Origin of the sequence: Dermacoccus sp. Tok2021, from assembly GCF_019895135.1 — a bacterium.
Taxonomy (GTDB): Bacteria; Actinomycetota; Actinomycetes; order Actinomycetales; family Dermatophilaceae; genus Dermacoccus; species Dermacoccus abyssi.
This window is the reverse complement of the sequence record NZ_JAGTHU010000022.1, coordinates 1-20,887: the sequence shown is the minus strand read 5'-3', so window position 1 is coordinate 20,887 and position 20,887 is coordinate 1. Positions and strand designations below refer to the sequence as shown.

At 69.9% G+C, this 20,887-nt stretch carries 25 protein-coding genes and 1 riboswitch; of the genes, 13 read left to right on the top strand and 12 right to left on the bottom strand.

What is annotated here, in order from left to right; all coding sequences use genetic code 11:
* Window positions 1-13 precede the first annotated feature (13 nt).
* Genes pheA through K9D12_RS12155 form a run of 3 tightly spaced genes read right to left on the bottom strand, consistent with a single transcriptional unit; the run spans window position 14 to window position 2,079 of the window.
* A complete protein-coding gene (gene pheA, locus K9D12_RS12165) occupies window positions 14-994 on the bottom strand; it encodes a prephenate dehydratase (protein WP_187036360.1) in 981 nt (326 codons plus the stop codon).
* Entirely contained in the window at window positions 991-1,419 is a 429-nt protein-coding gene (locus tag K9D12_RS12160; RefSeq protein ID WP_187036362.1) for a DUF4446 family protein, read from the bottom strand. Before K9D12_RS12160 ends, pheA begins: the two co-directional genes overlap by 4 nt.
* 33 nt (window positions 1,420-1,452) lie before the next feature.
* Window positions 1,453-2,079 (bottom strand): TMEM165/GDT1 family protein, encoded by a 627-nt coding sequence (locus tag K9D12_RS12155; RefSeq protein ID WP_223060356.1) that lies wholly within the window; start codon window positions 2,077-2,079, stop codon window positions 1,453-1,455.
* 80 nt (window positions 2,080-2,159) lie between these two features.
* On the opposite strand from K9D12_RS12155, the gene K9D12_RS12150 reads away from it, so the two are divergent.
* A complete protein-coding gene (locus K9D12_RS12150; protein ID WP_223060355.1) occupies window positions 2,160-4,328 on the top strand; it encodes a hypothetical protein in 2,169 nt (722 codons plus the stop codon).
* A 156-nt stretch (window positions 4,329-4,484) separates the two neighbouring features.
* Here the strand turns inward: K9D12_RS12150 and K9D12_RS12145 are convergent, their stop codons facing one another.
* Window positions 4,485-5,378 carry a DUF5926 family protein gene (locus tag K9D12_RS12145; RefSeq protein ID WP_129666135.1) on the bottom strand — a complete coding sequence of 298 codons (894 nt, stop codon included), beginning with the start codon at window positions 5,376-5,378 and terminating at the stop codon, window positions 4,485-4,487.
* 185 nt (window positions 5,379-5,563) lie between these two features.
* Window positions 5,564-5,980, bottom strand: a complete 417-nt coding sequence (locus K9D12_RS12140) for an ATP-binding protein (RefSeq protein ID WP_047310719.1) — start codon at window positions 5,978-5,980, stop codon at window positions 5,564-5,566.
* Window positions 5,981-6,218: 238 nt separating this feature from the next.
* On the opposite strand from K9D12_RS12140, the gene K9D12_RS12135 reads away from it, so the two are divergent.
* The gene (locus tag K9D12_RS12135) at window positions 6,219-6,755 is read left to right on the top strand and encodes a VOC family protein (RefSeq protein ID WP_223060354.1); all 537 of its coding nucleotides are present in this window, start codon (window positions 6,219-6,221) and stop codon (window positions 6,753-6,755) included.
* Window positions 6,756-6,866: 111 nt separating this feature from the next.
* Here K9D12_RS12135 and K9D12_RS12130 read toward each other — a convergent pair whose 3' ends face one another.
* A complete protein-coding gene (locus K9D12_RS12130) occupies window positions 6,867-7,775 on the bottom strand; it encodes a glycerophosphodiester phosphodiesterase family protein (protein ID WP_370633510.1) in 909 nt (302 codons plus the stop codon).
* A gap of 95 nt (window positions 7,776-7,870) precedes the next feature.
* Between K9D12_RS12130 and K9D12_RS12125 the strand changes: the two genes are divergently transcribed.
* Complete coding sequence (locus K9D12_RS12125) at window positions 7,871-8,944, top strand: enoyl-CoA hydratase/isomerase family protein (protein WP_223060352.1); 1,074 nt, start codon at window positions 7,871-7,873, stop codon at window positions 8,942-8,944.
* A gap of 200 nt (window positions 8,945-9,144) precedes the next feature.
* On the opposite strand, the gene K9D12_RS12120 is transcribed toward K9D12_RS12125, so the two are convergent.
* Window positions 9,145-9,828: a hypothetical protein gene (locus K9D12_RS12120; RefSeq protein ID WP_223060351.1), complete on the bottom strand. Its 684-nt coding sequence runs from the start codon at window positions 9,826-9,828 to the stop codon at window positions 9,145-9,147.
* Between the two features lie 339 nt (window positions 9,829-10,167).
* Window positions 10,168-10,482, bottom strand: a complete 315-nt coding sequence (locus K9D12_RS12115) for a multidrug efflux SMR transporter (protein ID WP_047311180.1) — start codon at window positions 10,480-10,482, stop codon at window positions 10,168-10,170.
* A 14-nt stretch (window positions 10,483-10,496) separates the two neighbouring features.
* Window positions 10,497-10,561, bottom strand: a riboswitch (guanidine-III (ykkC-III) riboswitch).
* 210 nt (window positions 10,562-10,771) lie between these two features.
* Here K9D12_RS12115 and K9D12_RS12110 point away from each other — a divergent pair.
* Window positions 10,772-12,247, top strand: coding sequence for a UDP-N-acetylmuramoyl-L-alanyl-D-glutamate--2,6-diaminopimelate ligase (locus tag K9D12_RS12110; protein ID WP_223060350.1), 1,476 nt, complete (start codon window positions 10,772-10,774; stop codon window positions 12,245-12,247).
* A gap of 248 nt (window positions 12,248-12,495) precedes the next feature.
* Complete coding sequence (locus tag K9D12_RS12105; protein ID WP_223060349.1) at window positions 12,496-12,675, top strand: hypothetical protein; 180 nt, start codon at window positions 12,496-12,498, stop codon at window positions 12,673-12,675.
* A gap of 78 nt (window positions 12,676-12,753) precedes the next feature.
* Here the strand turns inward: K9D12_RS12105 and K9D12_RS12100 are convergent, their stop codons facing one another.
* Window positions 12,754-13,518: an ABC transporter permease gene (locus K9D12_RS12100; protein ID WP_052946911.1), complete on the bottom strand. Its 765-nt coding sequence runs from the start codon at window positions 13,516-13,518 to the stop codon at window positions 12,754-12,756.
* Between the two features lie 104 nt (window positions 13,519-13,622).
* Between K9D12_RS12100 and K9D12_RS12095 the strand changes: the two genes are divergently transcribed.
* The 6 genes from K9D12_RS12095 (at window position 13,623) to K9D12_RS12070 (ending at window position 18,103) form a co-directional block, all read left to right on the top strand.
* Entirely contained in the window at window positions 13,623-14,459 is an 837-nt protein-coding gene (locus tag K9D12_RS12095; RefSeq protein ID WP_129666117.1) for a uracil-DNA glycosylase, read from the top strand.
* Between the two features lie 100 nt (window positions 14,460-14,559).
* Entirely contained in the window at window positions 14,560-15,468 is a 909-nt protein-coding gene (locus K9D12_RS12090; protein WP_223060348.1) for a TIGR04222 domain-containing membrane protein, read from the top strand.
* Between the two features lie 71 nt (window positions 15,469-15,539).
* A complete protein-coding gene (locus tag K9D12_RS12085; RefSeq protein WP_187036391.1) occupies window positions 15,540-15,953 on the top strand; it encodes a hypothetical protein in 414 nt (137 codons plus the stop codon).
* Window positions 15,954-15,982: 29 nt separating this feature from the next.
* A complete protein-coding gene (locus tag K9D12_RS12080; protein ID WP_223060347.1) occupies window positions 15,983-16,783 on the top strand; it encodes a TIGR04222 domain-containing membrane protein in 801 nt (266 codons plus the stop codon).
* Window positions 16,726-17,640, top strand: coding sequence for a DUF692 domain-containing protein (locus K9D12_RS12075; protein ID WP_370633509.1), 915 nt, complete (start codon window positions 16,726-16,728; stop codon window positions 17,638-17,640). Before K9D12_RS12080 ends, K9D12_RS12075 begins: the two co-directional genes overlap by 58 nt.
* On the top strand, window positions 17,633-18,103 hold the full coding sequence (locus tag K9D12_RS12070) for a hypothetical protein (protein ID WP_052946823.1): 471 nt from the start codon (window positions 17,633-17,635) through the stop codon (window positions 18,101-18,103). Before K9D12_RS12075 ends, K9D12_RS12070 begins: the two co-directional genes overlap by 8 nt.
* Here K9D12_RS12070 and K9D12_RS12065 read toward each other — a convergent pair.
* The gene (locus K9D12_RS12065; protein WP_047310728.1) at window positions 18,100-18,561 is read right to left on the bottom strand and encodes a pyridoxamine 5'-phosphate oxidase family protein; all 462 of its coding nucleotides are present in this window, start codon (window positions 18,559-18,561) and stop codon (window positions 18,100-18,102) included. The two genes, K9D12_RS12070 and K9D12_RS12065, sit on opposite strands and share 4 nt — an antisense overlap.
* Window positions 18,562-18,707: 146 nt before the next feature.
* On the opposite strand from K9D12_RS12065, the gene K9D12_RS12060 reads away from it, so the two are divergent.
* Window positions 18,708-18,911 (top strand): hypothetical protein, encoded by a 204-nt coding sequence (locus tag K9D12_RS12060; RefSeq protein WP_047310729.1) that lies wholly within the window; start codon window positions 18,708-18,710, stop codon window positions 18,909-18,911.
* Here the strand turns inward: K9D12_RS12060 and K9D12_RS15340 are convergent.
* Window positions 18,865-19,110: an FUSC family protein gene (locus tag K9D12_RS15340; RefSeq protein WP_370633512.1), complete on the bottom strand. Its 246-nt coding sequence runs from the start codon at window positions 19,108-19,110 to the stop codon at window positions 18,865-18,867. The two genes, K9D12_RS12060 and K9D12_RS15340, sit on opposite strands and share 47 nt — an antisense overlap.
* The gene (locus tag K9D12_RS15335) at window positions 19,073-19,969 is read right to left on the bottom strand and encodes an FUSC family protein (protein ID WP_223060345.1); all 897 of its coding nucleotides are present in this window, start codon (window positions 19,967-19,969) and stop codon (window positions 19,073-19,075) included. The genes K9D12_RS15340 and K9D12_RS15335 overlap by 38 nt, the downstream gene beginning before the upstream one ends.
* Window positions 19,970-20,248: 279 nt before the next feature.
* On the opposite strand from K9D12_RS15335, the gene K9D12_RS12045 reads away from it, so the two are divergent.
* A complete protein-coding gene (locus K9D12_RS12045) occupies window positions 20,249-20,767 on the top strand; it encodes a hypothetical protein (protein ID WP_047310731.1) in 519 nt (172 codons plus the stop codon).
* Window positions 20,768-20,887 lie beyond the last annotated feature (120 nt).

The window sequence follows — 20,887 nt, the reverse complement described above, 5'->3', positions numbered from 1 at the left end:
TCACATCTGTGCGTCAGCGCAGGGAGTCGAGCCACTCCTGGGCAGCGACGTAGGCCTCGTCGCTCGCGTCCGGGCGGACGTCGACCGGACGGCGGTCGGCGCGCGCGTAGGAACCGAGGAAGCGGACCTGCGCGGCAACGCGCTGCAGGCCCATGAGCGCCTCGCCGACGCGCTCGTCCGCGACGTGCCCGTCGACGTCGATGGAGAAGCAGTAGCTGCCCATCGCCGCACCGGTCGGGCGCGACTCGAGGCGCGTCATGCTGATGCCGCGCGTGGCGAGTTGTTCGAGCAGTTCGAGCAGACCACCGGGGCGGTCGTCGTGCTGGTAGAGCACGAGCGTCGTCTTGTCGTGGCCGGTCGGCTCCGGCGTCGAGCTTCCCCCGTCCCGCCCACGGGCACGCTTGACGAGGACGAAGCGCGTCACGGCCCCCACGTTGTCACCGATGTCGGTGGCGAGCGTCTCCAGACCGAAGACCTGCGCGGCCATCGGCGCGCAGACGGCCGCCTGGTACTGGCCGACCTCACCGCGCGCGAGACCTTGCGCCGCGGCCGCCGTCGACAGCGTGGGCACGTACGTGGCTCCCGGCAGGTTCTTCGCCATCCACCCGCGCACCTGCGGCCAGGCGTGCGAGTGCGAGCCGACGCCGGTGATCGCGTCCTCACGCGTGCCGGGGCGCACCGCCAGGACGAACGTGATCGGCACGAGCACCTCGCCGACGAGCCGCAGCGTTCCCTCGGAGTGCTCCGAGTTGAGGGCGTCGAGCGTCGAACTCACTCCTCCCTCGACGCTGTTCTCGATCGGCACCATGACGGCGTCGACCTCACCCTCGCGCACCGCGTCGAGCGCCGCCGGGACGGTGGCGTAGGGCACCGATTCGGCCAGCAGCGCCTCGGCGGCCTCAGCATCGTTGTGCTGGTGGTGCCACTGACGCAGCGCCGCCTGGGTGAACGTGCCCTCGGGGCCGAAGTAGCCGAAGGTCTCGCGTGCGCTCACGGTGTCTCTTTCCCGGCCCGCGCTGCCGCGACGGCCTGCTTCTCCTCGGGCGTGAGCTCGATCGAGCTCCGCCCGTTCTCGATGCTCTTGGCGTAGGTGCGCGACTCGCTGCGCGCGTGGATCGACGAGATGACGAGCCCGTCACCGTCGTCGTCGAGCAGGGCCGCGGAGAACGACAGGCGCCCCGCGATGTCGCCGAACGCGTCGTAACGCACGAGCGCCACACGCTTGAGGCTGTCGCCTGCGTCGACGGTTGCGCTGCGAAGTTCGCTTCGCGCGGAAGCGAGTTCTCGCGCAACCTCCTTCGGGCCGTCGCCGTCACCCCAGAGCACCCGGAAGCGCCGTTCCAACGTGACGACGCGCCACAGCGAGACCACCGCGACGAGGCACGCCACGGCGGCGACGGCGAGAGCGGCGATCAGCATTGGTTCAGCCTAGGGAAACTCGGGCAGCCCGCGTCAGGCCGGTACCCAGCTCGGGAACTCGACGCCCGCGAGCCCGGCCATCATGAGCGCAGCGAAGATGAGGCAGACGACACCGCCCGCAGCGCGGATCGTGGACAGGCTGATGCGGTTGAGCAGCGCGCGGCCGACGGCGGCACCGAGGCCCGAGACGAGCGCGAGCGCCGTGAACGCGGCGATGCCGACGGCCCAGGGGTTGCCGCCCCGGGCGACGAACCCGGCCGTCGCGAGCTGCGACAGGTCGCCCCACTCGGCGAGGAAGAGGATGAGGAAGCTCGCGCTGATCGCCTTGAGGCCCTCGGCGGGCTTCGCCTTGCCGGCGAACTCCTCCTCGGCCTCGTCGCCCTCGGCGGCAGCGTCCTTGGCGCCCTTGATGAGCAGGATGCCGGCCACGAGGAAAAGCAGCGCGACGACGACGTGAACCGGCGTCTCCGGCAGCTTGCTCAGCACCGCACCGAACGCGACGGCGACGAACGTCTGGACGAGGAACGCCGACGCCACCCCGATCCACACGTACAACGGGCGGTACTTCGTCGCGAGAACGAGCGTCGCGATGAACGTCTTGTCGGGCAGTTCGACGAGGAACAGCGTCGTGAAGACGGTCAGCATGAGGGCGATATCCACGCTGGCCAACGATACGCGAGCCGCGAGCCGGGCCGCCGGGGACTCACCTCCGTCTCAGGGCCGACACCTATGCTTGAGCGATGTTCCGCCGGTGGCTCGTCAGCGTCCTCGCGGCCGCGCTGGCGTTCGCGGCAGCGGCGTTCGGCGTCAGCACGATCAAGGGCGACCGGCCTCCCACGCACCGTGTTCAGCCCGGCAACCTCGTCGTCATCGGCATGCCGGGCCTCACGTGGAGCGACATCAACGAGGAGACCACTCCGACACTGGCGCAGATGGCCGGTCACGGCGCCATCGGCAACCAACTCGTGCGCGCCATCAGCGCCCACACCTGCAGCGACGCGGCGTGGGTGACGTTGGGCGCCGGCGCCCGCACGCCCATGGGGTACGGGCCCCCGATGGCGTCCAGTTCCGGCACCAACTCGTTCTGCCCCGAGCCCGTCACCGGCGTCCACAACCCGACGACCCAGACCTACACCTTCCACCAGTGGGACACGTGGTCGAAGGTCGCCTTCCGTCGCAACATCCCCTCCCGCATGGGCCTCGTCGCGAGCACCCTCGAGGACGACCAACAGTGCGTCGCCGCCGTCGGCGAGCGCGCCACGCTCGCCGCCGCGAACCGCGACGGCTTCGTCAGCCACTACTCACCGACGCTCACCAAGGACGCCCTCAGCGCCTGCCCGGTGACCTTCGTGTCCCTCGAGAGTCGCAACGACGCAGAGCTGCGCTACGTCATCGACAACGCGCCCATCGACACCACGTTCCTCGTCACCGGTCTCACCGACGACGAGCGACCCGAGTCGCCGCGCGCCATCATTCTCGACGGGCCGAACATCGGCGGCGGCATGCTGCGTTCGCGCTCGACGCGCCAGCCCGGCCTCGTGACGACGACCGACATCTCCGCGTTCATCCTCGAACGTGTGCCGAACCCGCCGACGCTCGGTGAGGGCAGGCCCCTCTCGGTCGAACGCACGTCGACACCCGCGACGATCCGCTCGGTCCACAACATGCAGACCCTGTTGCGCACCGAGCACAACCTCATTGCGCCGTTCTTCACCTGGGTGTTCTCCATCGCCCTGGCACTCGCGCTCGTGGGAGTCGGGCTGTTCGTGCGGGCGCGACGGCTTTCCGGCGGCCACCTGACGCCGCCGTCACGAAAGGACGCCGAGGCCGAGAGCCCACAGGTGACTCGAGCCCGGCGACTCAACCGATGGTGGTGGAGCGTGACGGCCGCGCTCCTCGCCAGCGTGCCGGTCGCCACGTTCCTCGCGAACCTCTACGCCTGGTACCTGCACGAGCACGCCCTCGTGCGCTACGGGTTGAGCGTGCTCGTCGTGCTCGTGCCGACGGCGATCGTCGCCTTCCTCGGGCCGTGGCGCAGGTGGACGCCCGGGCCGGCCGTTTTCCTCGCGGGGTTCACCGCCGTCACGCTCGCCATGGACGTCGTGCAGGGTTCGCGCCTGCAACTCGTGTCGATGCTCGGCCTGCAGCCGGTGTACGGCGGGCGTCACTTCGGTATGGGCAACGTCGGGTACGCGCTGTTCATGACGTCCGCGCTGTTCGTGGCCGCGATGCTCGCCGGGCGCTACCGCGCGATGAAGCGGCCCCGTTTGGCGCTGCTCACGGTGCTCGCCATCGGCGTGCCCGCGATCCTCGTCAACGGGGTGCCGCAGTGGGGCAACGAGGGCGGCGGCTCGGCGGCGTTCGTGCCTGCGCTCGTGTACCTCGCCATGCGTGCGCGCGGATGGCGCATCACGTTCACGCGCCTCATCGCGGCCGCTTTCGCTGGTGTTGTCTTCGTCCTCGGCGTCGCGTGGCTCGACTACCTGCGCGGCGAGTCGGAGCGAACCCACCTCGGCGACGTGTTCGCCGGGCTCATCGGCGACGGGCAGATCAACCCCGTCAAGCGCATCCTCTACACGAACTGGAACATGCTCAACCAGCACTGGTTCCACTGGCTCGTGCCCCTCGGGCTGCTCGTCGCCGTCGTCGTGACGGCCTTCCCGACGGGCCCGGGACGCTTCCTCCAGCCGCTCTTCGTGCGTGTGCCGATGCTGCGCCACGGACTCATCGCCATCATTATCATGCTCGGTTTCGGGTTCATCGCGAACGACTCGGGCACGTCGATCCCGCCCGCCGGCGCACTCGTCGTCATCCCCCTGCTCGTGCTGACGGCCGCCCGCCTCACGTCGTCGGCCACCTACGAGGCGCCCCGCGTGCCTGCGGCCGGTCGGCTGCCGTCGAAGAAGTGACGCGAGCGCTCAAGGGTGCCGCGCCGAGGCGGGGTTGAGGACTCAACGCGCCCTGACGGCGAGCACGCACCTGGCACCGCGTCACCTCGCCGCCGCGTTCCCCCGAACGCACTGCGCCCCTCGTCCGAACCGGACGAGGGGCGCAGGTGGCGACGCTCAGCGAAGCGTGATCTGGCGCGAGACGATGCCGTTGCGTGCGCGGCGCTCCTCGGCGTCGAGCGGCGTCGAATCGAGCGAGGCGTAGGCCTCCTCGTAGGCGGCGGCGAGTTCGAGCATCGGCTTGCGCTGTTCCTCGGGCAGACGCGTGGTGACGACCTCCCACACCGGCGTCAGCACCCCGCAGGCACGGAAGGCGCCGAGGAGACGGCCGTCGTCGTCGTTGCTCGGCATGCGGCCCTTGCCCGACGCGGAGAGGCGCGCGAGAGCGTCGGTGGCCTTGTTCTCCTCCTGCGGGAGCACCCAGCGCACGAAAGCGCGGTCGCCGATGAGCACCCAGTACGCCGAGTCGACGCCGGGCAGCTTGAAGGTGGGAGCGATGGAGTCGTTGGCGTCCTCCATCGAGATGGAGGCCTCTTCGCCGACCTCGTGGTCCTCGGGGATCCAGAAGTCGAACGTGTCGTGCACCGTGGGCTCGAGCGAGGTGCTCGTGAGGATGTCCTGCAGACGCGGGGTGGCGGCGCTGACGGGCGGCATCGCGGCGAGCGGCTGACCCGGCTCGAGCTGCGTGACGGCGATGAGTTGCGCGGCGACGTCACGGCTGGCGTCGCCGGAGCCGCCGCCGGTCTGCAGCGCGACCATCATCTCGCCACTCTCGCGACGCAGGCCGGGCCACGCCATCGGCAGGATGGTGGCGACGATCGCCTCGTGCTCGGCGCCGTCGACCTCGAAGGTGACCTTCGCGGTGGCGGACGGCACGATCTCGCGCATGGCGACCCAGTCGGTCTCGTTCGCGAGGCCCTCGAAGGGGCGCGCGACGAACGGGGCCGGCTGCTGCGAGGGGTCTTTCGCGACCCGGTTTTCCTTGCCCTTACGGCGTGAAGCCTTACCCATGGGCACGATTCTAGGCGTGACGACGCCGGGGTGCTTGCCCCCCCGTCGCGCGAGGTATCAGCGGCTGATGGGTGGGCGTCGACCGTGGTGTCCGGGGACGTTGTGTGGATCCGGGGGCGATATGTCGCGGCCAGATCGAGACAAGTGCCCTGGCCAGGAAGTCGGCCTAGCGGCGGAGGCGGGCGTCAGGCGCGGCGGCGGCTCGGGCCGCCGAGGCTGGCCCACACGGTGCGGCCGTTGCGCTCGTCGGTGACGCCCCACTCGTGCGCGAGGGAGCGGACGATGCGCAGCCCGCGGCCCGCGTTGACCCACTCGGCCTTGGGTTTGGGGACGGGAACGTCGTCGCTGCCGCCGTCGGTGACCTCGACCTCGACGCGGGGCGCGCGCACCTTCCAGTGCACGCGGATGCTGCCGTCGGCGAGGGGCTTGGCGTGGCGGATCGCGTTCGTGACGAGTTCGCTGACGACCATCTCGCACTCGCTGATGATGTCGTCCTCGATGGTGCCGTCGGAGAGGTCGTCGACGATCGCGTGGCGAATCTTGGGCACCGACTCCAGGCTCCAGTCGAGGCGGACAGTTCGGACGCGTGCGTCACTCGACACGGTGACTCCTCTCCCTGGGGGTGTGCTCCGTGCACAGTTTCTCACGCGAGTGAAAAACCGACCGGTAGCGCCTGGAGCTCGCGGCCGCAGCCCAGTCGCTGCCGGGCTCGCTTCGTAGACGGTGACGTTCGGTGCGGTTGGTGACGTTGCACCGTCACCAACCGCAGGAAACGCAGCCGGCTGGAACGGGACGTCAGGCCCTTTGTCGAGCGGCGGCGCCGTCGCTAGCGTCGAACCCATGACGACGAATTCCCCTCTGCCCCGCGGTATCCAGCACATCGGCGTCACCGTGCCCGACCTCGAGGCGGCCACGCGCTTCTTCGTCGACGGTCTCGGCGCGAAGGTGGCCTACGACGGGTTGAGCGCCGACGACGGGGCACGCAGCGGCGCCGAGGTGGAGCGTCAGCTCGGGCTGCCGCGCGGCGCGGCCATCCACCGTCAGCGCATGTTCGTCATCGGCGAGGGGCCGGGGCTCGAGGTGTTCGAGATCAGCGGCGAGCAGCGTCCGGCGGCCGGCCTGGCTGACTTCGGCCTCAACCACATCAGCTTCTACTGCGACGACATCGAAGGGTCGCTGCGCCGTCTCGTCGACGCGGGCGGCGAGGCGCTGAGCGAGGTGCACGGCAACAGCCGCTACGAGGATTCCGAAGGCAACGGCAGCGTCTACGTCAAGGCTCCGTGGGGCATGCTCATCGAGCTGCAGACGATCCCCGGCGGCCACTACTACCCCGACGACTCCGAGGCCGAGGTCTGGATGCCGAAGCCCCGCGACTGAGGTCGCGGCTCATCGACGGCGCACGTTCCCCACTCGCGCGACATCCCGCGCTTGTGGGGAACTCTCACCCCTGTTGAGCCCCACGTGCGCGACATCTCGCGCGAGTGGGGCTCACCCGTAGAACGCCGCCCGGGCGGCGAGGACCTCCGCGGGCTTGTTCGTGATGATCGCGTCGACGCCGTTGCGCAGGCAGCGCAGGACGTCGTCGGGTTCGTCGACCGTCCACACGTGCACCTCGTGGCCGCGGCCGTGCTGCTCGGCGACGAGGCCCGGGTTGCGGCGCAGTATCCCGACGCTGATCGCCGCGATCGAGATGCCGCTCGGCAGCCGTCCGCCACGGATGCGCTGCGGCATGACGCCCTCCATGAGCCACGCGAGCGGCACCTCGGGCGCGAGCCGCGTCAGCCGCGTGACGGCCGGCAGCGAGAACGACATGACGCGCACGTTCGTGCGCTCCGGGTCGTACGTGTCCAACCCGAAATCCGCCAAGACCCGCGCGAGTTCGGCCTCCACCTTCCCCGCGTGCCGCGACGGGTGCTTCGTCTCGATGGCGAGGTCGACGCGGCGCCCGGCGGCCAGCGTCGTCCGCAGCAGCTGACGCAGCGTGAGGATCTGCGACGCGTTCCGGTCGGCGAGCTCCAGGTCGTCGGCGCCGACGCGCGCCTTCCACGACCCCCAGTCGAGCTCCTCCAGCTTTGCCAACTCGAGCGCGCTGATCGCCCCCGTGCCGTTCGACGTCCGTTTCGCCGTACGGTCGTGGACACAGACGAGGTGCCCGTCGGCCGTGAGCCGTACGTCGCACTCCAACGCGTCGGCCCCCACCTCGATGGCCCGCTCGTACGCCTCGAGCGTGTGCTCCGGCTCGTGGTGCGACGCCCCGCGGTGGGCCACGACCTGCGGCGGCCGGCCCGTCAGCGTCGGGATGTCGAGCGGCTCGACAGGCGGGCGCACCGCCCGAAACCCTTGCGCGAGCACCTTCGTCGGCGTCGTCAAGGCCGGGCGCTGGGGCTGAGCGGGCACGTCGACCATCCTTACCGCGAGGAGCGAACCGGGCGCACCGCCCGCCCACTAGGGTGACGACGACGGCACATGCCCACGATTTCACGAGGAGCCTCATGAGCACCCAGGAGATTCCCGAAGAACTTGCCGCGGCCGGCTTCGCCCCCACCAGCACGCCAGAGGTGCTCGCGGCACGCACCGGCTCGCTGGCCCGCATCATGCTCAACCGCCCGAAGGCGATCAATGCGCTCACCACCGACATGGTCGACGCCGTGCGCGGGTGCCTCGACGCCTGGCGTGACGACGACACCGTCACCGCCGTGACCATCGAGGGCGCCGGCGAACGCGGCCTGTGCGCGGGTGGCGACGTGCGCAGCGTCCGTGAGGCCTTCCTCGACGGCGAACACGAGCGCACGTTCAGCTTCTTCGAGCGCGAGTACCGCATGAACGCGGCCATCGCGGACTACCCGAAACTCATCGTGAGCTACCAGGACGGGATCGTCATGGGCGGCGGCGTCGGCATCTCCGCGTACGCCGGTCTGCGCGTCGCAACGGAGCGCACGAAGGTTGCGATGCCGGAGACGATCATCGGCTTCTTCCCGGACGTAGGCGCTCTCTACCTCCTCTCGCGCGCACCCGGCGGCACAGGCGCCTACCTCGCGCTCACCGGCACCACCGTCGACGGGCGCGACTCCTGCTACGTCGGGCTCTCGGACGTCGTCATCGACTCGGCGTCGTGGGCGACCGTCATCGAGCGCCTCGCCGACGGCGCCACCCGCAACGAGGCCGTCGCCGGCCTCACGACGAGCGCGGACTCCTCGCTGGAGAGCGATCGCGCGTGGATCGACGACGCCTTCGGATCCGGCGAGCAATTGCGCGCGCCGTCGGACGTCCTGGCCCGTCTTCGCGACTCGGACGAGACGGCGGCCGGCGAAGCTGCTGACCTGCTCGTTCAGCGTTCGCCCCTGTCCGTGGCGGCGACCCTCGAGGCTTTGCGTCGCGCCGCGTCGATGGATTCGGTTCACGAGGTGCTCGAACAGGACAAGCGCCTCGCCCGCGGCCTCGTCGAGCACGGCGACTTCGTCGAGGGCGTGCGCGCGCAGCTCGTCGACAAGGACCGCGCGCCTCAGTGGTCGCAGAAGTCCTTCGACGAGATGAGCGACGAGCAGGTCGCGCGCCTCTTCGACTGAAGAACCGCCCTGTGACGAACGGCCCGGTGTGTGAGCTGCGCAGCTCACACACCGGGCCGTCGCTCACAGATCGTAAAAGCGTCAGTGGCGCACCTTGTGCCCGATGACACAGCCGACGATGCCGTCACTGACATTCGATTCACACGGGCTCCCGCTACCTCGAGAGTCATTCGGCTGACCGGCGATCCGCCGCATGCCCTCTAGACGACCGTGAACGCGGGCGCGGCGAAGCCGAGACCATCGGCGAAGAGGCTCGTACCCTTGTTCGTCGGGGTGGTGAAGGTCGCCTTGAAGACGTAAGTCCCCGCCACCGCCTTGAAACTGAACGACGTCGACGAGCGAGTGCGGCTGATGGCGCCGGAGGCCACGTACGGCACCTGCACGCCGCTGGTACCGCTCGGCGTCGTATAGGTGGCCGCAGACCCCGAAACGACCACGCCCGAGGGCGAGGTCAGCTGCACTGCAAGCGTCTGCGCACCAATGGGGGAATTCGCAGGGCGAACCGCACCCAGGTCGTACGAGACCCGGTACGTGCACCCCTCCCGCAGACCCGACGCCGAACTCGACGACGGCTGGACCACCACGTTGTAGGTCGCCGTGGTCGTAGCGGGGTCCGTGCTCGTGGCCGTCGTCTGAGCTATGAAGTAACTCTTGCCATCGGCACCGGTCGTCACCTTGTTCGACGTGGGGCTTACAAGCGTGCCGGTGGCGGGACTGGCGAAGACCCACGTCGAGTCGAAGGTCGTCGCCACGGACTGGCACGTCGAGGCAGCTACGGCCGGGGCGGCCGCCCCCACGACGATCACGGGCGCAGCCCACGCCAGCCCCTTGGCCACATTGCGGCGGCTGACTCCACCGCCGTCGGATTGGAACTGGTCTTCCATTCCCACAAGCCTTTCGCGCGACAGAAAACTGGCCCCGCAGGGCTCACGAGTAGCCGGAGACATCGAACCTCACGCTGCTGCGGTGGGATCATTGGCAACACGACGTGCCGCGATCACCCTCAGCCCCCGGCGACTCCCTACGGGACATCATCCTACGAATCCCCTAGCAGATCTACCCCCTAGAACCCATCACGGCTCCGCCACCACAGGACCCAGCGCCACGGTTGTGCGTGTACCGGAGTGGTGCCGAAAGTCCTCCGCGCCGATCCACGACGAGCAGGCCGCGCGTCTCCTCGGCTGCCGAACGAGGATGTGACGAACGGCCCTGTCACGGAAGCGTCAGTGGAGCACCTTGAGCCCGATGACGCAGCCGACGATGCCGAGCAGCAACAGAACCTTGGCGAGTGAGACCGGTTCCTCTCCCGTCGCCATCGCGTAGGCCACCGTGAGAACGGCACCGATGCCGACCCAGACGGCGTAGGCCGTACCCACCGGCAGCGACTTCATCGCCGTCGCCAGGCCGATCATGCTGAAGGCGCACCCCACGACGAACACGATGCTCGGGCCGAGCTTCGTGAACCCCTCCGACTTACCGAGCGCCGTCGCCCAAACCGCTTCCATCGCACCGGAAATCACGAGAATCACCCATGCCATCGTCATTCACTCCCGATGGCCGTCTTGTCGCGTTCCGGGTACGGCTCCCTCGTCCGGGCCCCACCGAACGTGGGACTGGGTCAAGCATCGCACTCACACCGACGCGTCACCCACCGGTGGGCCCACCGTCCCCGGCAGTGTTCGGTCCGGCCTGTGAGGTACGACCCGGTCTGTGACCTGCGCAGGTCACACACCAGGCCGAAGCTCACAGACCGTGCAAGACCACCCAGGCACGCAACCCCCGCGCGGCGACGGCGGTGCCGGGGTCGCCCGTTGTTAACCTCGGACGGTGTTTGTGACCCGCGCAGAACTCGAGACGATCCTCGGCACGTCGATCCCCGACGGTGTCGACGGCATCGACGCCGTCACCCACGACTCTCGCGCCGCGGGCCCCGGTGGAGCGTTCGTCGCCGTCCCCGGGTTCACCGTCGACGGCGTGACGTTCGTGCCGCAGGCCATGGCCAACGGTGTCTCACTCGTCGTCGCCGAGCGTGACGTCGACGGCGCACCCACCGCCGTCGTGCCCGACGCGCGCGCTGCCCTGGCCGCCCTCGCGACGGCGACGGCCGGCCACCCGAGCCACGACGTCGTCGTCTACGGCATCACGGGAACGAACGGCAAGACAACGAGCAGCTACGTCCTGCACGGCATCCTTTCCGCCGCGTACGGCGAGGGGCACACGGGCCTCCTGACGACGGCGGAGATCGTCGTCGGCACCCACCGCGAGCCTGCCGTGCGCACCACGGGCGAGGCGCCGCAGGTGCAGGGCAACCTCGCGCGCATGCGGGACGCAGGCGTGCAGCACGTCGTCCTCGAGACGAGTTCACACGGCATCCACCTCCAGCGCGTGGCCGGAACCCGCTACGCCGCAGCGCTGTTCACGAACCTCACGCGCGACCACATCGACCTGCACGGCACAATGGAGGACTACTTCCTCACCAAACGCCGCCTCTTCGAGTGGACCGAGGGCCCCAAGCTCACGAACGTGGACGACGCCTACGGCGCCCGCATCCTCACCGAGGTGCCGGGCACCCTCGGCTTCGGCGTGAGCGAGAAGGCCGACTATCGCATCAGCGACGCCCGCCCGAGCGAGGGCGGCACCGCCTTCACCCTGACGACGCCCGCCACGTTCCTCGACGGCCGCGAAGCGCCGGGACGCATCGAGCTGCAGATGCCGCTGCTCGGCGACTACAACGTGCACAACGTCGCCGGCGCTTCCGCGATTGCCCTTGAGATGGGCATGCCGCTCGACACGCTCGTCGACGCCGTGAAGAACATGGGCCAGGTGCCCGGCCGCTTCGAGCGCGTGGCGGCGGCCACCGACAAGGGCTTCGAGGTCGTCGTCGACTATGCCCACACCGAGGTTGGCCTCGAGCTCGTGCTCGACGTGGCGCGCGACGTCATCTCCCCCGAGGGCCGCGTCATCTGCGTCTACGGCGCAGCGGGGCGCCGCGACCCGGCCAAGCGCCCCAGGATGGGTGAGGTCGCGAGCCGCCTGGCCGACGTCAACATCATCACGAACGACGACACCTACGACGAGGATCCCCAGGCCATCGCGGACGAGGTCATGGCCGGCGCCGATGCGGCCGACACGACGGTCGTGCTCGACCGCCGCGAGGCGATCCGTCAGGCGATGGCGCAGGCTCGCCCGGGCGACATCGTCGTCGTCGCGGGTAAGGGCCACGAGCGCGTCCAGCACCTGCCCGACGGCGACGTCGATTTCCACGACACGACCGTCGTCACGGAGTTGCTCGCCGAGAGCTGACATCCGAGAACGACCACGAAGGGCCGGTACCGCGCAGGAGCGAGGGCTGGCCCTTCGTCGTCCTGTGCCCCGAAATATCGGGTTTCCATGAACGTGATGCACGAGACACCGCCTCGACTTGCACCCGATTCACTACAGGCGTAGTGTCGAAGACATCGAGGCACTACAGATGTAGAAAGCAGATGTGGGAAAGCCTCCAGCGCCTGTCTCAACACCTCGCGCACACAACTTTTTGAAGGAGAAACATCATGGACAACATCACCACCGTCTTCTGGGCCCTCATGACGATCAGCGCCATCGGCGTCATCGCCTTCGTCGCCACCCTCGCCACCTGGGGCACGCAGTTCTTCGCTGCCAACCGCCCGGTGCGCAAGGAGCGTCGCGAGAGCATCCCGGCCTACTACGGCCGCCTCGTCACGGCGCACTGATCGCCCGCAACCAACCGCGAGACCCCGTCACACCAGCTGGTGTGACGGGGTCTCGTGCCTTCGCTGCGACGCTGGGGTTCAGTCGAGGAGCGACTCGCGCAGCTCAGGCGGCAAGAGGCGGCGCGCGCAGATCATCTTCTGCTCGACGGCCGACGTCACGGCCTGAGCCGCGAGGATCGACGTCGACACGACAACCTGCGCCGTCGCGGCCTGAACGGCCGAACCGCCACCGAGCATGACGCCGATGAAGGCGCCGGGCAACGTCACCATGCCGGCCGTCCGGGTCTGGTCGAGCACGGGGATGAGCGACTCGGGCAGGCGCCGTTCGATGACGAGCGCGATCGCGTCCTTGGGCAGCAGACCAATCGAGAGGCCCGCCTCGTACTGGTTCTTCTCCTCGCGCAGGCCGTCGAAGGCGCGACGCGAAACGAGCGTGTGCACGCTCATGACGTTGCCGATGACGATGCCCGCGGTGGGGATGATCGACTCGCCCTTGAGCGGCACGACGCCGGCCGCCGCGACGATGACGAGCACGGGAAGCAGCCCTGACGCCATGGCGATGGCCGCGGCCACGCGGGCGCGATGATCGGTGGCTCCGGAGCGTTTCGTCGTCGTGAGGACGGCGACGAGGAACATCGCGACAACCGCAGCGATGGACGCCCAGAGGTACTTCACGACGCCCGTGATGAGCAGCGCGGCCAGCGTCAACTGCACGGCGGCGCGGGCCACTGCGATAAGCGATGTGCGCGACAGGCGGACACCGGACATCCGGTAGCCGACCTGGATCATGAGGAGCAGGCACACGATCGCGACGACGACGTGCCAGCCGAAACCTGTTGTCACCCGTGCAGTCTGCCCGCGTTCGCCCCCGTCGGCCAGTGAGGCGAGACTGTGCAGACGCCCCATGGCCGGTTCGGCGGCTTGTGACGAACGCAGAGGAGACGCCCATGACGACGCTGCCCCACCCGGGCACCGGCGAGCCGTTCGCCTCCCCCGTGCCGCCGGGCACGGGATGGCCGGCCGACCCCGCTCGACCGCGCACCCGCCTCGCGCGCAGTTCGGACGACGTCGAGCGGCTCGCAGCGTCGTCGCGTTCCCTGGAGCAGCTGGACGCCCGGGTGACGGTGTGCCGCGCCTGCCCGCGGCTCGTCGCATGGCGCGAATCGGTGGCGCGCGACAAGCGGGCAGCGTTCGCGGGCGAGCCCTACTGGGGACGGCCGGTGGCGGCCTTCGGCAGCACCAACCCCCACGGCCTCATCGTCGGCCTGGCCCCGGCAGCCAACGGCGCCAACCGCACGGGCCGGATGTTCACCGGCGACCGCAGCGGCGAGTGGCTCTTCGCGAGCCTGCACCGGGTGGGCATCGCATCGCAGCCGGTGAGCAAACACGCCGGTGATGCACTGGAACTCGACGGCGTCCGCATCACCTCCCCGGTGCACTGCGCGCCGCCGGACAACGTACCGACGAGCGTGGAGAAGGCCACCTGTTCCACCTGGCTCGTGCGTGAGCTGCAGTTGCTCGAGCCGGGGTTGCGCACGGTCGTCACGCTCGGCGGTATCGCGTGGACGCAGACGCTCGGCGTCGCGCGGCGCCTCGGCTGGGAGGTGCCGCGCCCCGCCCCCCGCTTCGGCCACGGCGCCGAGGTGGAGCTACGCACGGCGAAGGGACGCCCGATCAAGCTGCTCGGGTGCTACCACGTGAGCCAGCGCAACACCCAGACCGGAGTGCTCACCGAGGACATGCTCGACGCGGTGCTCGCGCGGCTTCACGACCCGATTCTGTAGACGTTCGGCGTCATATACGACGCGCAACGTCGACAGAATCCGCAGGAAACCTCCCAGCGGATCGCCACGTCGAAGGGCTGTGACTGCATATCGTGACGTCGTGACAAGCACAGCTGGCGAGACGTGGGGGATTTCCGGCCCGAACTTCCTCATCGGCTACGTCATTCTCACGTTCGCGGGCTACCTCATCGCCCGCTGGATCTTCGCGCCGCAGCAACGCGGGCCCAAGGACCTCGGCATCCCTCTCGACTCGTTGAGTTCACCCGAATGGGGCCTCATGCGACGGCCGGAGGCCGCAGTGAACGCTGCGATCGCCGACCTGCTCAGCGACGGCTGGTTGGTCGGCACGCCCGGACGGTGCGCGCCGGCCGGGCGCGGTGAACGCCCCCTTCGCACCCCGTTCCACGGGGCGGTCCTCACTGCGGTTGCGAATGCCGGTACCCACCAGCCGACGACGAAGCAGCTCCTCGCCGACCCGACGGTCGTGCGCGAGATGGCGACGATGCGCGGCCACCTCGAACGCCTCGGTGTTCTCACGACCCCTGCCCGCGAACGTCTTGCCTGGGGACTGCCCCTCGTCATGACGGCGGTGATCGCGCTCGGCGTCGCGCGGCTCGTCGCGGGCCTGAACAACGGAAAGCCGATCCTCTACCTCCTCGCCGCTCTGTTCTTCGCCGCTCTGTTCACCATGGCCGCCTACGGCGAACCACGGCACCTCACACGGGCGGGTCAGCGGTTGATCACCGAGAAGGCGAAGGCCAACCCCGACCTCGTCATCTCGAAGGCGACGCGCAAGAGCGGGTACGTCGGGGGCGCCGGGCGCGACATCGGCCTCTCGGTGGCCCTCTTCGGCACCTCCGCGCTCGTCCTCGCCCACCCCGCCGCGGCGTCCGCGTTCGGTATCGAGCACACCACCTACGGCGCCATCCCCACCGCCGGCAGCAGCGGGTCGTCGTACACGGGTTCGTCCTGCAGCAGCGGGGGCTGTGGCAGTGGATGCGGCGGCTGACACCCTGCAGGCCGATTCTGTAGACATTCGGCGTCACATACGCCGCGCGATGTCTACAGAATCCGACGGAGTTGATCGCCACCCGGCGTCAGCAGCACGGTTGGATCCTCTCCTACGCCGGGCTCGTCGCGTGGTTCGCCCTCGGCACGGTGCGCCTCGTCGTCTGGCTCGGGCGCGGCAGGCCCGTCGGCTATCTCGTTGCGGAACTGATCGCCTTCGCCGTTGCCCTCGCCCTGAATTTCACCTTCCGGCGCGACCGCATGACGAAGGTCGGCACCGAGGCGCCGGCACCGCGCGACCTCGGGCTTGCCGTCGGACTCTTCGGCACGGCTGCCCTCTTCGTCGCGGCTCCGGCCTTCGCGGAAACGATCGCCCTCCCGAAACAGGTGTACGGCTCCGTGGCGAGCGACGGCTCCGGCGGCGGCGACTCGGGAGGCTCGGGATCGTCGTGCGGTGGCGGCTGCGGAGGTGGTTGTGGTGGATGATGGCGCCATCACACCTGGGGAGGGACGAGATGACCACACCTGAGCACATCGCGATGCTGAACGGCCGCACCGCCGCAGTTCAGGCTGCCACCGCCGACCTGCTCGAACGCGGCGCCCTGCGCAGCGACGGCCACACCGTCTCCGCGGGGGCCACCGTTCCCGGCATGACGGACCTGCAGCGAGCCATCCACCGCGCCGTCCACAACGGCGCGCCGCGTGTCGAACAGGACCGCGACGTCGTCGCCCAGCTCGACCTCCTCCAGCGTGACTGCGTGCGCCGCGGCCTCCTGCACCCGCCGAAGCGGGCCAAGAACGGCAGTTCGGTGGGCGGCCTCCTCCTCGGCGGAGTCATCCTGCTCGTCGTCCTCGCCGTCCTGAAGGCGCCGATTCCCCTCGTCGTGGTGACCATGGTCGCCATCGTCGTCGCCCTCTTCTTCGCCTTCCGCCGCCCGGCAGCCCCACGTGACCGCCGCACGAAGCAGGGCATCGCCGCCCTCCAGCAGGCGCGCGCGGAAACGGGCGAGGCGTCGCCGCTCGGCGTGCGGGTGGCCGCGTTCGGCACCCGCCCGCTCCTGCTCGCCTTTCCCGCGGCAGCCGTCCTCGGCTGGCCGCTCGTCGACTTCGACGACCCCATGGTGCAGGCCCAGCGCTGGGCCGGTGGAAGCGGTGGCGGCTACTCCTGCTCGTCGTCGTCCGGGAGCGACGGCAACCACGACGCGTGGTGCAGCGGCGGCAACACCTGTGGCTCCGGCGGCTCGTGCAACTCCAGGTCGTGCAGTTCCAGCAGCTGTGGCGGCGGTTCCTCCTGCGGCGGCGGGTGCTCGTCATGACGACGACGCCGGCCACCACGCGCCTGCCCATGCCCTCCGGCGTCGGCATCGGCTGGCGTCAGGAGATCGCGCCCCTGCTCGCGGGGATGCCGGACCTGCGCTGGGTCGAGGTCGTCGCCGAGGGCGTCATGCACGGTATGCCACCGGCCCTGCGTCGGCTGCGTGACGACGGTGTCACCGTCATCCCGCACGGCGTGCGCCTCGGCCTCGGCGACGCCGAAGGACTCGACGAGCACCGCATCGCCCACTTCGCCGATGCCGCCCGCATCACAGGGGCGCCGCTCGTCAGCGAGCACATCGCGTTCGTGCGCTCCGGAGGCGTCGAGGCCGGACACCTCCTGCCGCTGCCGCGCACGCGGGAGGCGGCCGACGTCATGGTCGCCAACGTCAAGCGCGTGCAGGCCGAGCTCGACGTCCCGATCGCCCTCGAACCCATCGCGGCCGTCTTCACGTGGCCCGAGGACGAGCTGACCGAGGCGCAGTTCGTCACCGAGATCGTCGAACGCACCGATGCGATGCTGCTGCTCGACATCGCCAACGTCTACGCGAACGCGCGCAACCACGGTTGGGACGCCCTCGAGCAGGCCCGGGCCATGCCGCTGGAGCGCCTCGCGTACATGCACGTCGCCGGAGGCGCGGAGAACGAGGGCATCTACCACGACACCCACGCCCACCGCGTCGAGCCGGAGGTGCTCGCCCTCATCGCAGAGCTGTCGACGCACACGCAGTTGCCCGCCGCGATGCTCGAACGCGACGGCAACTACCCGCCTGCGAGCGAACTGCTCGGCGAGCTCGACGCCATCGCCGACGCCGCCCGCATGCCGCGCGTCAGCACCCAGGTGTCGGTCGGTGTCTGAGCCGGACGTCAACGCCTCGCTCGCCGCCCGTCAGCGGCAGGTGCTCGACGCCGTCACCGGAACGGCCGCCATCCCCGACGGCTTCGCGGCGTTCAACGTCGACGTCGCACGCCGCGCACTGCTCGACAAGCGGGCGCGCGAACTGCACTACGCGTGGCCGATCCTCGCCGCGTCACTCGGCGAGCACCTGCGACCGCTCTTCGCGGAGTTCGCCGAGCACCGCCCGACGCGCGGCATGCGCAACGACGGGTACGCGTTCGCCACGTGGCTCGAGGCGCGCGGCGACCTCCCTCTCGCAGGCGCCCTCGAACTCGCCGAGGCGCGCCTCTGGTGGGTCTGGTCCGATGACGACACCCCACCTCAGCGGCGGACGTCACGGATCGCGAGCGCCCGCTTCCCCGGCGGCCGTCTCGTGCGCACGGGCAACCGCGTTCACACGATCGGCCGACCGCGCACGTCCTAGCCGCGCGTGCTCATGTGCTCCCACGGCTTCGACAGGTCGAAGCGGCGCCCGCTGATCTCCGAGACGGCAATACGCACGATCGTGTGCTTCTGCGTGGGCACCCACGGGCGCAGCGGAAGCTGTTCGGCGCGTGCCTTGTCCTGGCCCTCGAGCACCTCGGCCTCGCCGTGGACGACGACGCTGCACGCCTCGGCGTCGCGCCTGCCGTCCGGCGCAGCCACGAGGTCGTCGACCTCGAACGCGACGGCGTCGTTCATCGTCACGCCGAGCAGCTTGCTGCCCTCTGCGGTGCGGAAGTAGACGGCCTCGTGGTCGGAGACGTAGTTGATCGGCACGATCTGCACGTCGCCCACGAGCGTGTAGGCAAGGCGGCCGAACTCGTGGCGGCCGAGAAACTCCCAGCACTCCTTCTCGTCGAGCGGGTGGACGACGTCACGCGGTTCCGCGAACTCGGGCATGGCTCCTCCTGGTGCTCTGGCGGGGGCTGGTGCGCCCCGCACCTCCAGCCTGCCCTGCCTGCGGGCGCGGTGGGGACCTTCGGCCCCGGGCCCTTCGTCCCTTCCCTGGGCTACTTTCGAAAGGTCAGCCGCGAGGAGGTGCCCACGTGAACGCAGCCATCGGTCTGATGATCGCCTCGGTCGTCGTCATGGCGCTCATCGTCGTCTTCATCGTGCGCGTCAACAATCAGGTGCAGCGCCAGCAGCGCGAGCGCTACTTCGGCGACATCAGCCACGTGCGCATCCCCGACGACACGAGTGAACTCACCGACCGTCGTCAGCGTCCGAAGCCGCCCTACCGCCCGCTCTGACGCGCGCGAACCCGCGTGGCGTAGAGCAGGAGCATCGCGACGACGCAGCGACGGCGGTCTCGGCGGCACGATCGAACAGCAGCGGTCCGACGGCCACCTCGTGCCCCAACTGCCCCATGAGCAGGGCGAGTGGCGTGACGAAGATCAACGCGATGCCGTAGTTACGACCCACGAACAACTCCGCCGCGGCTTGGAGCACGGTGAGTACGAGCACCGCCACGACGCCCCGGGGGGTACAGCGGCAGGATGAGCGCGGCGAGGCCCACACCGGCGAAGGTGCCGATGAGGCGGTGCAGCCCACGCGTGAGGCGGGCGCGACGCGTGGCTCCCGTCAGCCCCGCGAAGACGGCGACCATGGCCCAGTACGCGTGCGTGCTGCCGTAGAGCGAACCGACGACTGCGCCGACGAGGCCCGCGACGAGGGCTCCCCCGGCGAACAACATGGCCCGCCGACGGTTCGCCTCAACGCTCAGAACCTGCGCGAGGTCGAAGCGCGGGAGGACGACCTTCTTCGCACCGTCAGCGCCGCCGCGCGACGATTCGACACGCACCCGGCCCACCTGACTGACGACGACGGAGAACGCCGCCGCGAGCGCCGCCACGGCGAAGGCGACCGGCACGTTGCGCGGGTCGTGCGGCAACGACGTCACGGCCGTGAAGGCGAAGACCGGGAACAGCGGGCCGGGCGGGTGCCAACGCATCCCGTCGGAGAGCAGGGAGGTCGCGCCGGCCACGAGCGTGCCGCCGAGGATGACGGCGAGTTCGCGTTGGGGCATGAGCGAAAGGGCGGTGCCTGCGGTGACGAGCACGGTCAGGACGCTGCCGACGACGATCTGTTCCCCCGCGCGCCGGGCGTGCTGCTGCCCTCGCGCGTACAACGAGGTGAAGGCTCCGAAGGCGGCGAACATCGTCCACTGCGGACGGTCGAGGACGACGAGAACGAGCAGCGGGACGAAGACGGAGACGGCCGCGCGAACCGCGACACGGTGCGCTCCGGCGTGGGGCCCGACGGTGAAGAAATCGGTGAGAAAACCGGAGTTCGAACGCTGGGAGGCCACCGCTCGACGGTACGCCGCACATGAGCCGCACACCTCATCGCGAGCACCCTCGCGGCCCGTGATGTTGCTCATCCTGACGGCGTCGACGCGCGAATGTTCCTCGCGCAGTTGGGCGTTCGACCTGGGCGCCCCGGCGGGGGCTATCCACGCGACAGGCGATCGGTACCACACCGCGAAGGTGGATTCGGGCAATCCGGCGGGCTAATCTCGTGAGCAAGTAGTGGTGGCCGCATCCGAGAAACCTCCCTGACCGCAACACGCCACCCGAGGAGTTTGAACATGTTCGCACTCGCCATCGTGCTGCTCATCGCAGCCGCTGCCCTCGTCCTGTGGGTCATCTTCGGACTCAACGACGCAGGCAACAACAAGATCCACTTCGACGGCTTCGGCATCACCGCCGACCTCAGCCCCCTCACCCTGTTCCTGCTCGGCGCCCTCGCGCTGCTGCTCGTGTGGGCCGCCACGCGCCTCATCGCCGCCGGCACGAAGCGCGGCATGCGCAAGCGTCGCGAGCGCAAGACGCTGGAGAAGGAGCACAAGCTTCACGAGAAGGACCGTCTCGCCGCCGAGCGCGACCGCGACGCCCTGCGTGACGAGCGTGACGCCGAAGCCCACCAGCGTGAGACCGCCGAGGCCCGCCAGCGCGTCGCCGAGCGTGACGTCGCCCGCTCCGAGGACGACCACCGCACGGACGCCAACTACGTGCGCGGCACCGAGCCGCAGCGCGGTGCGCACAGTGACGTGCGAGACGCTGACGTGCGTGACGCCGGCACGGACGGTCGTCACTACCGCGACTGATCCACAGCGTCACTCATGACGAAGGGGTGGGGCCCCCCGGCGGGGGGGGGGCCCCGCGGGGGGGGGGGGGGGGGGGGGGGGGGGGGGGGGGGGGGGGGGGGGGGGTGGGGGGGCGGGGGG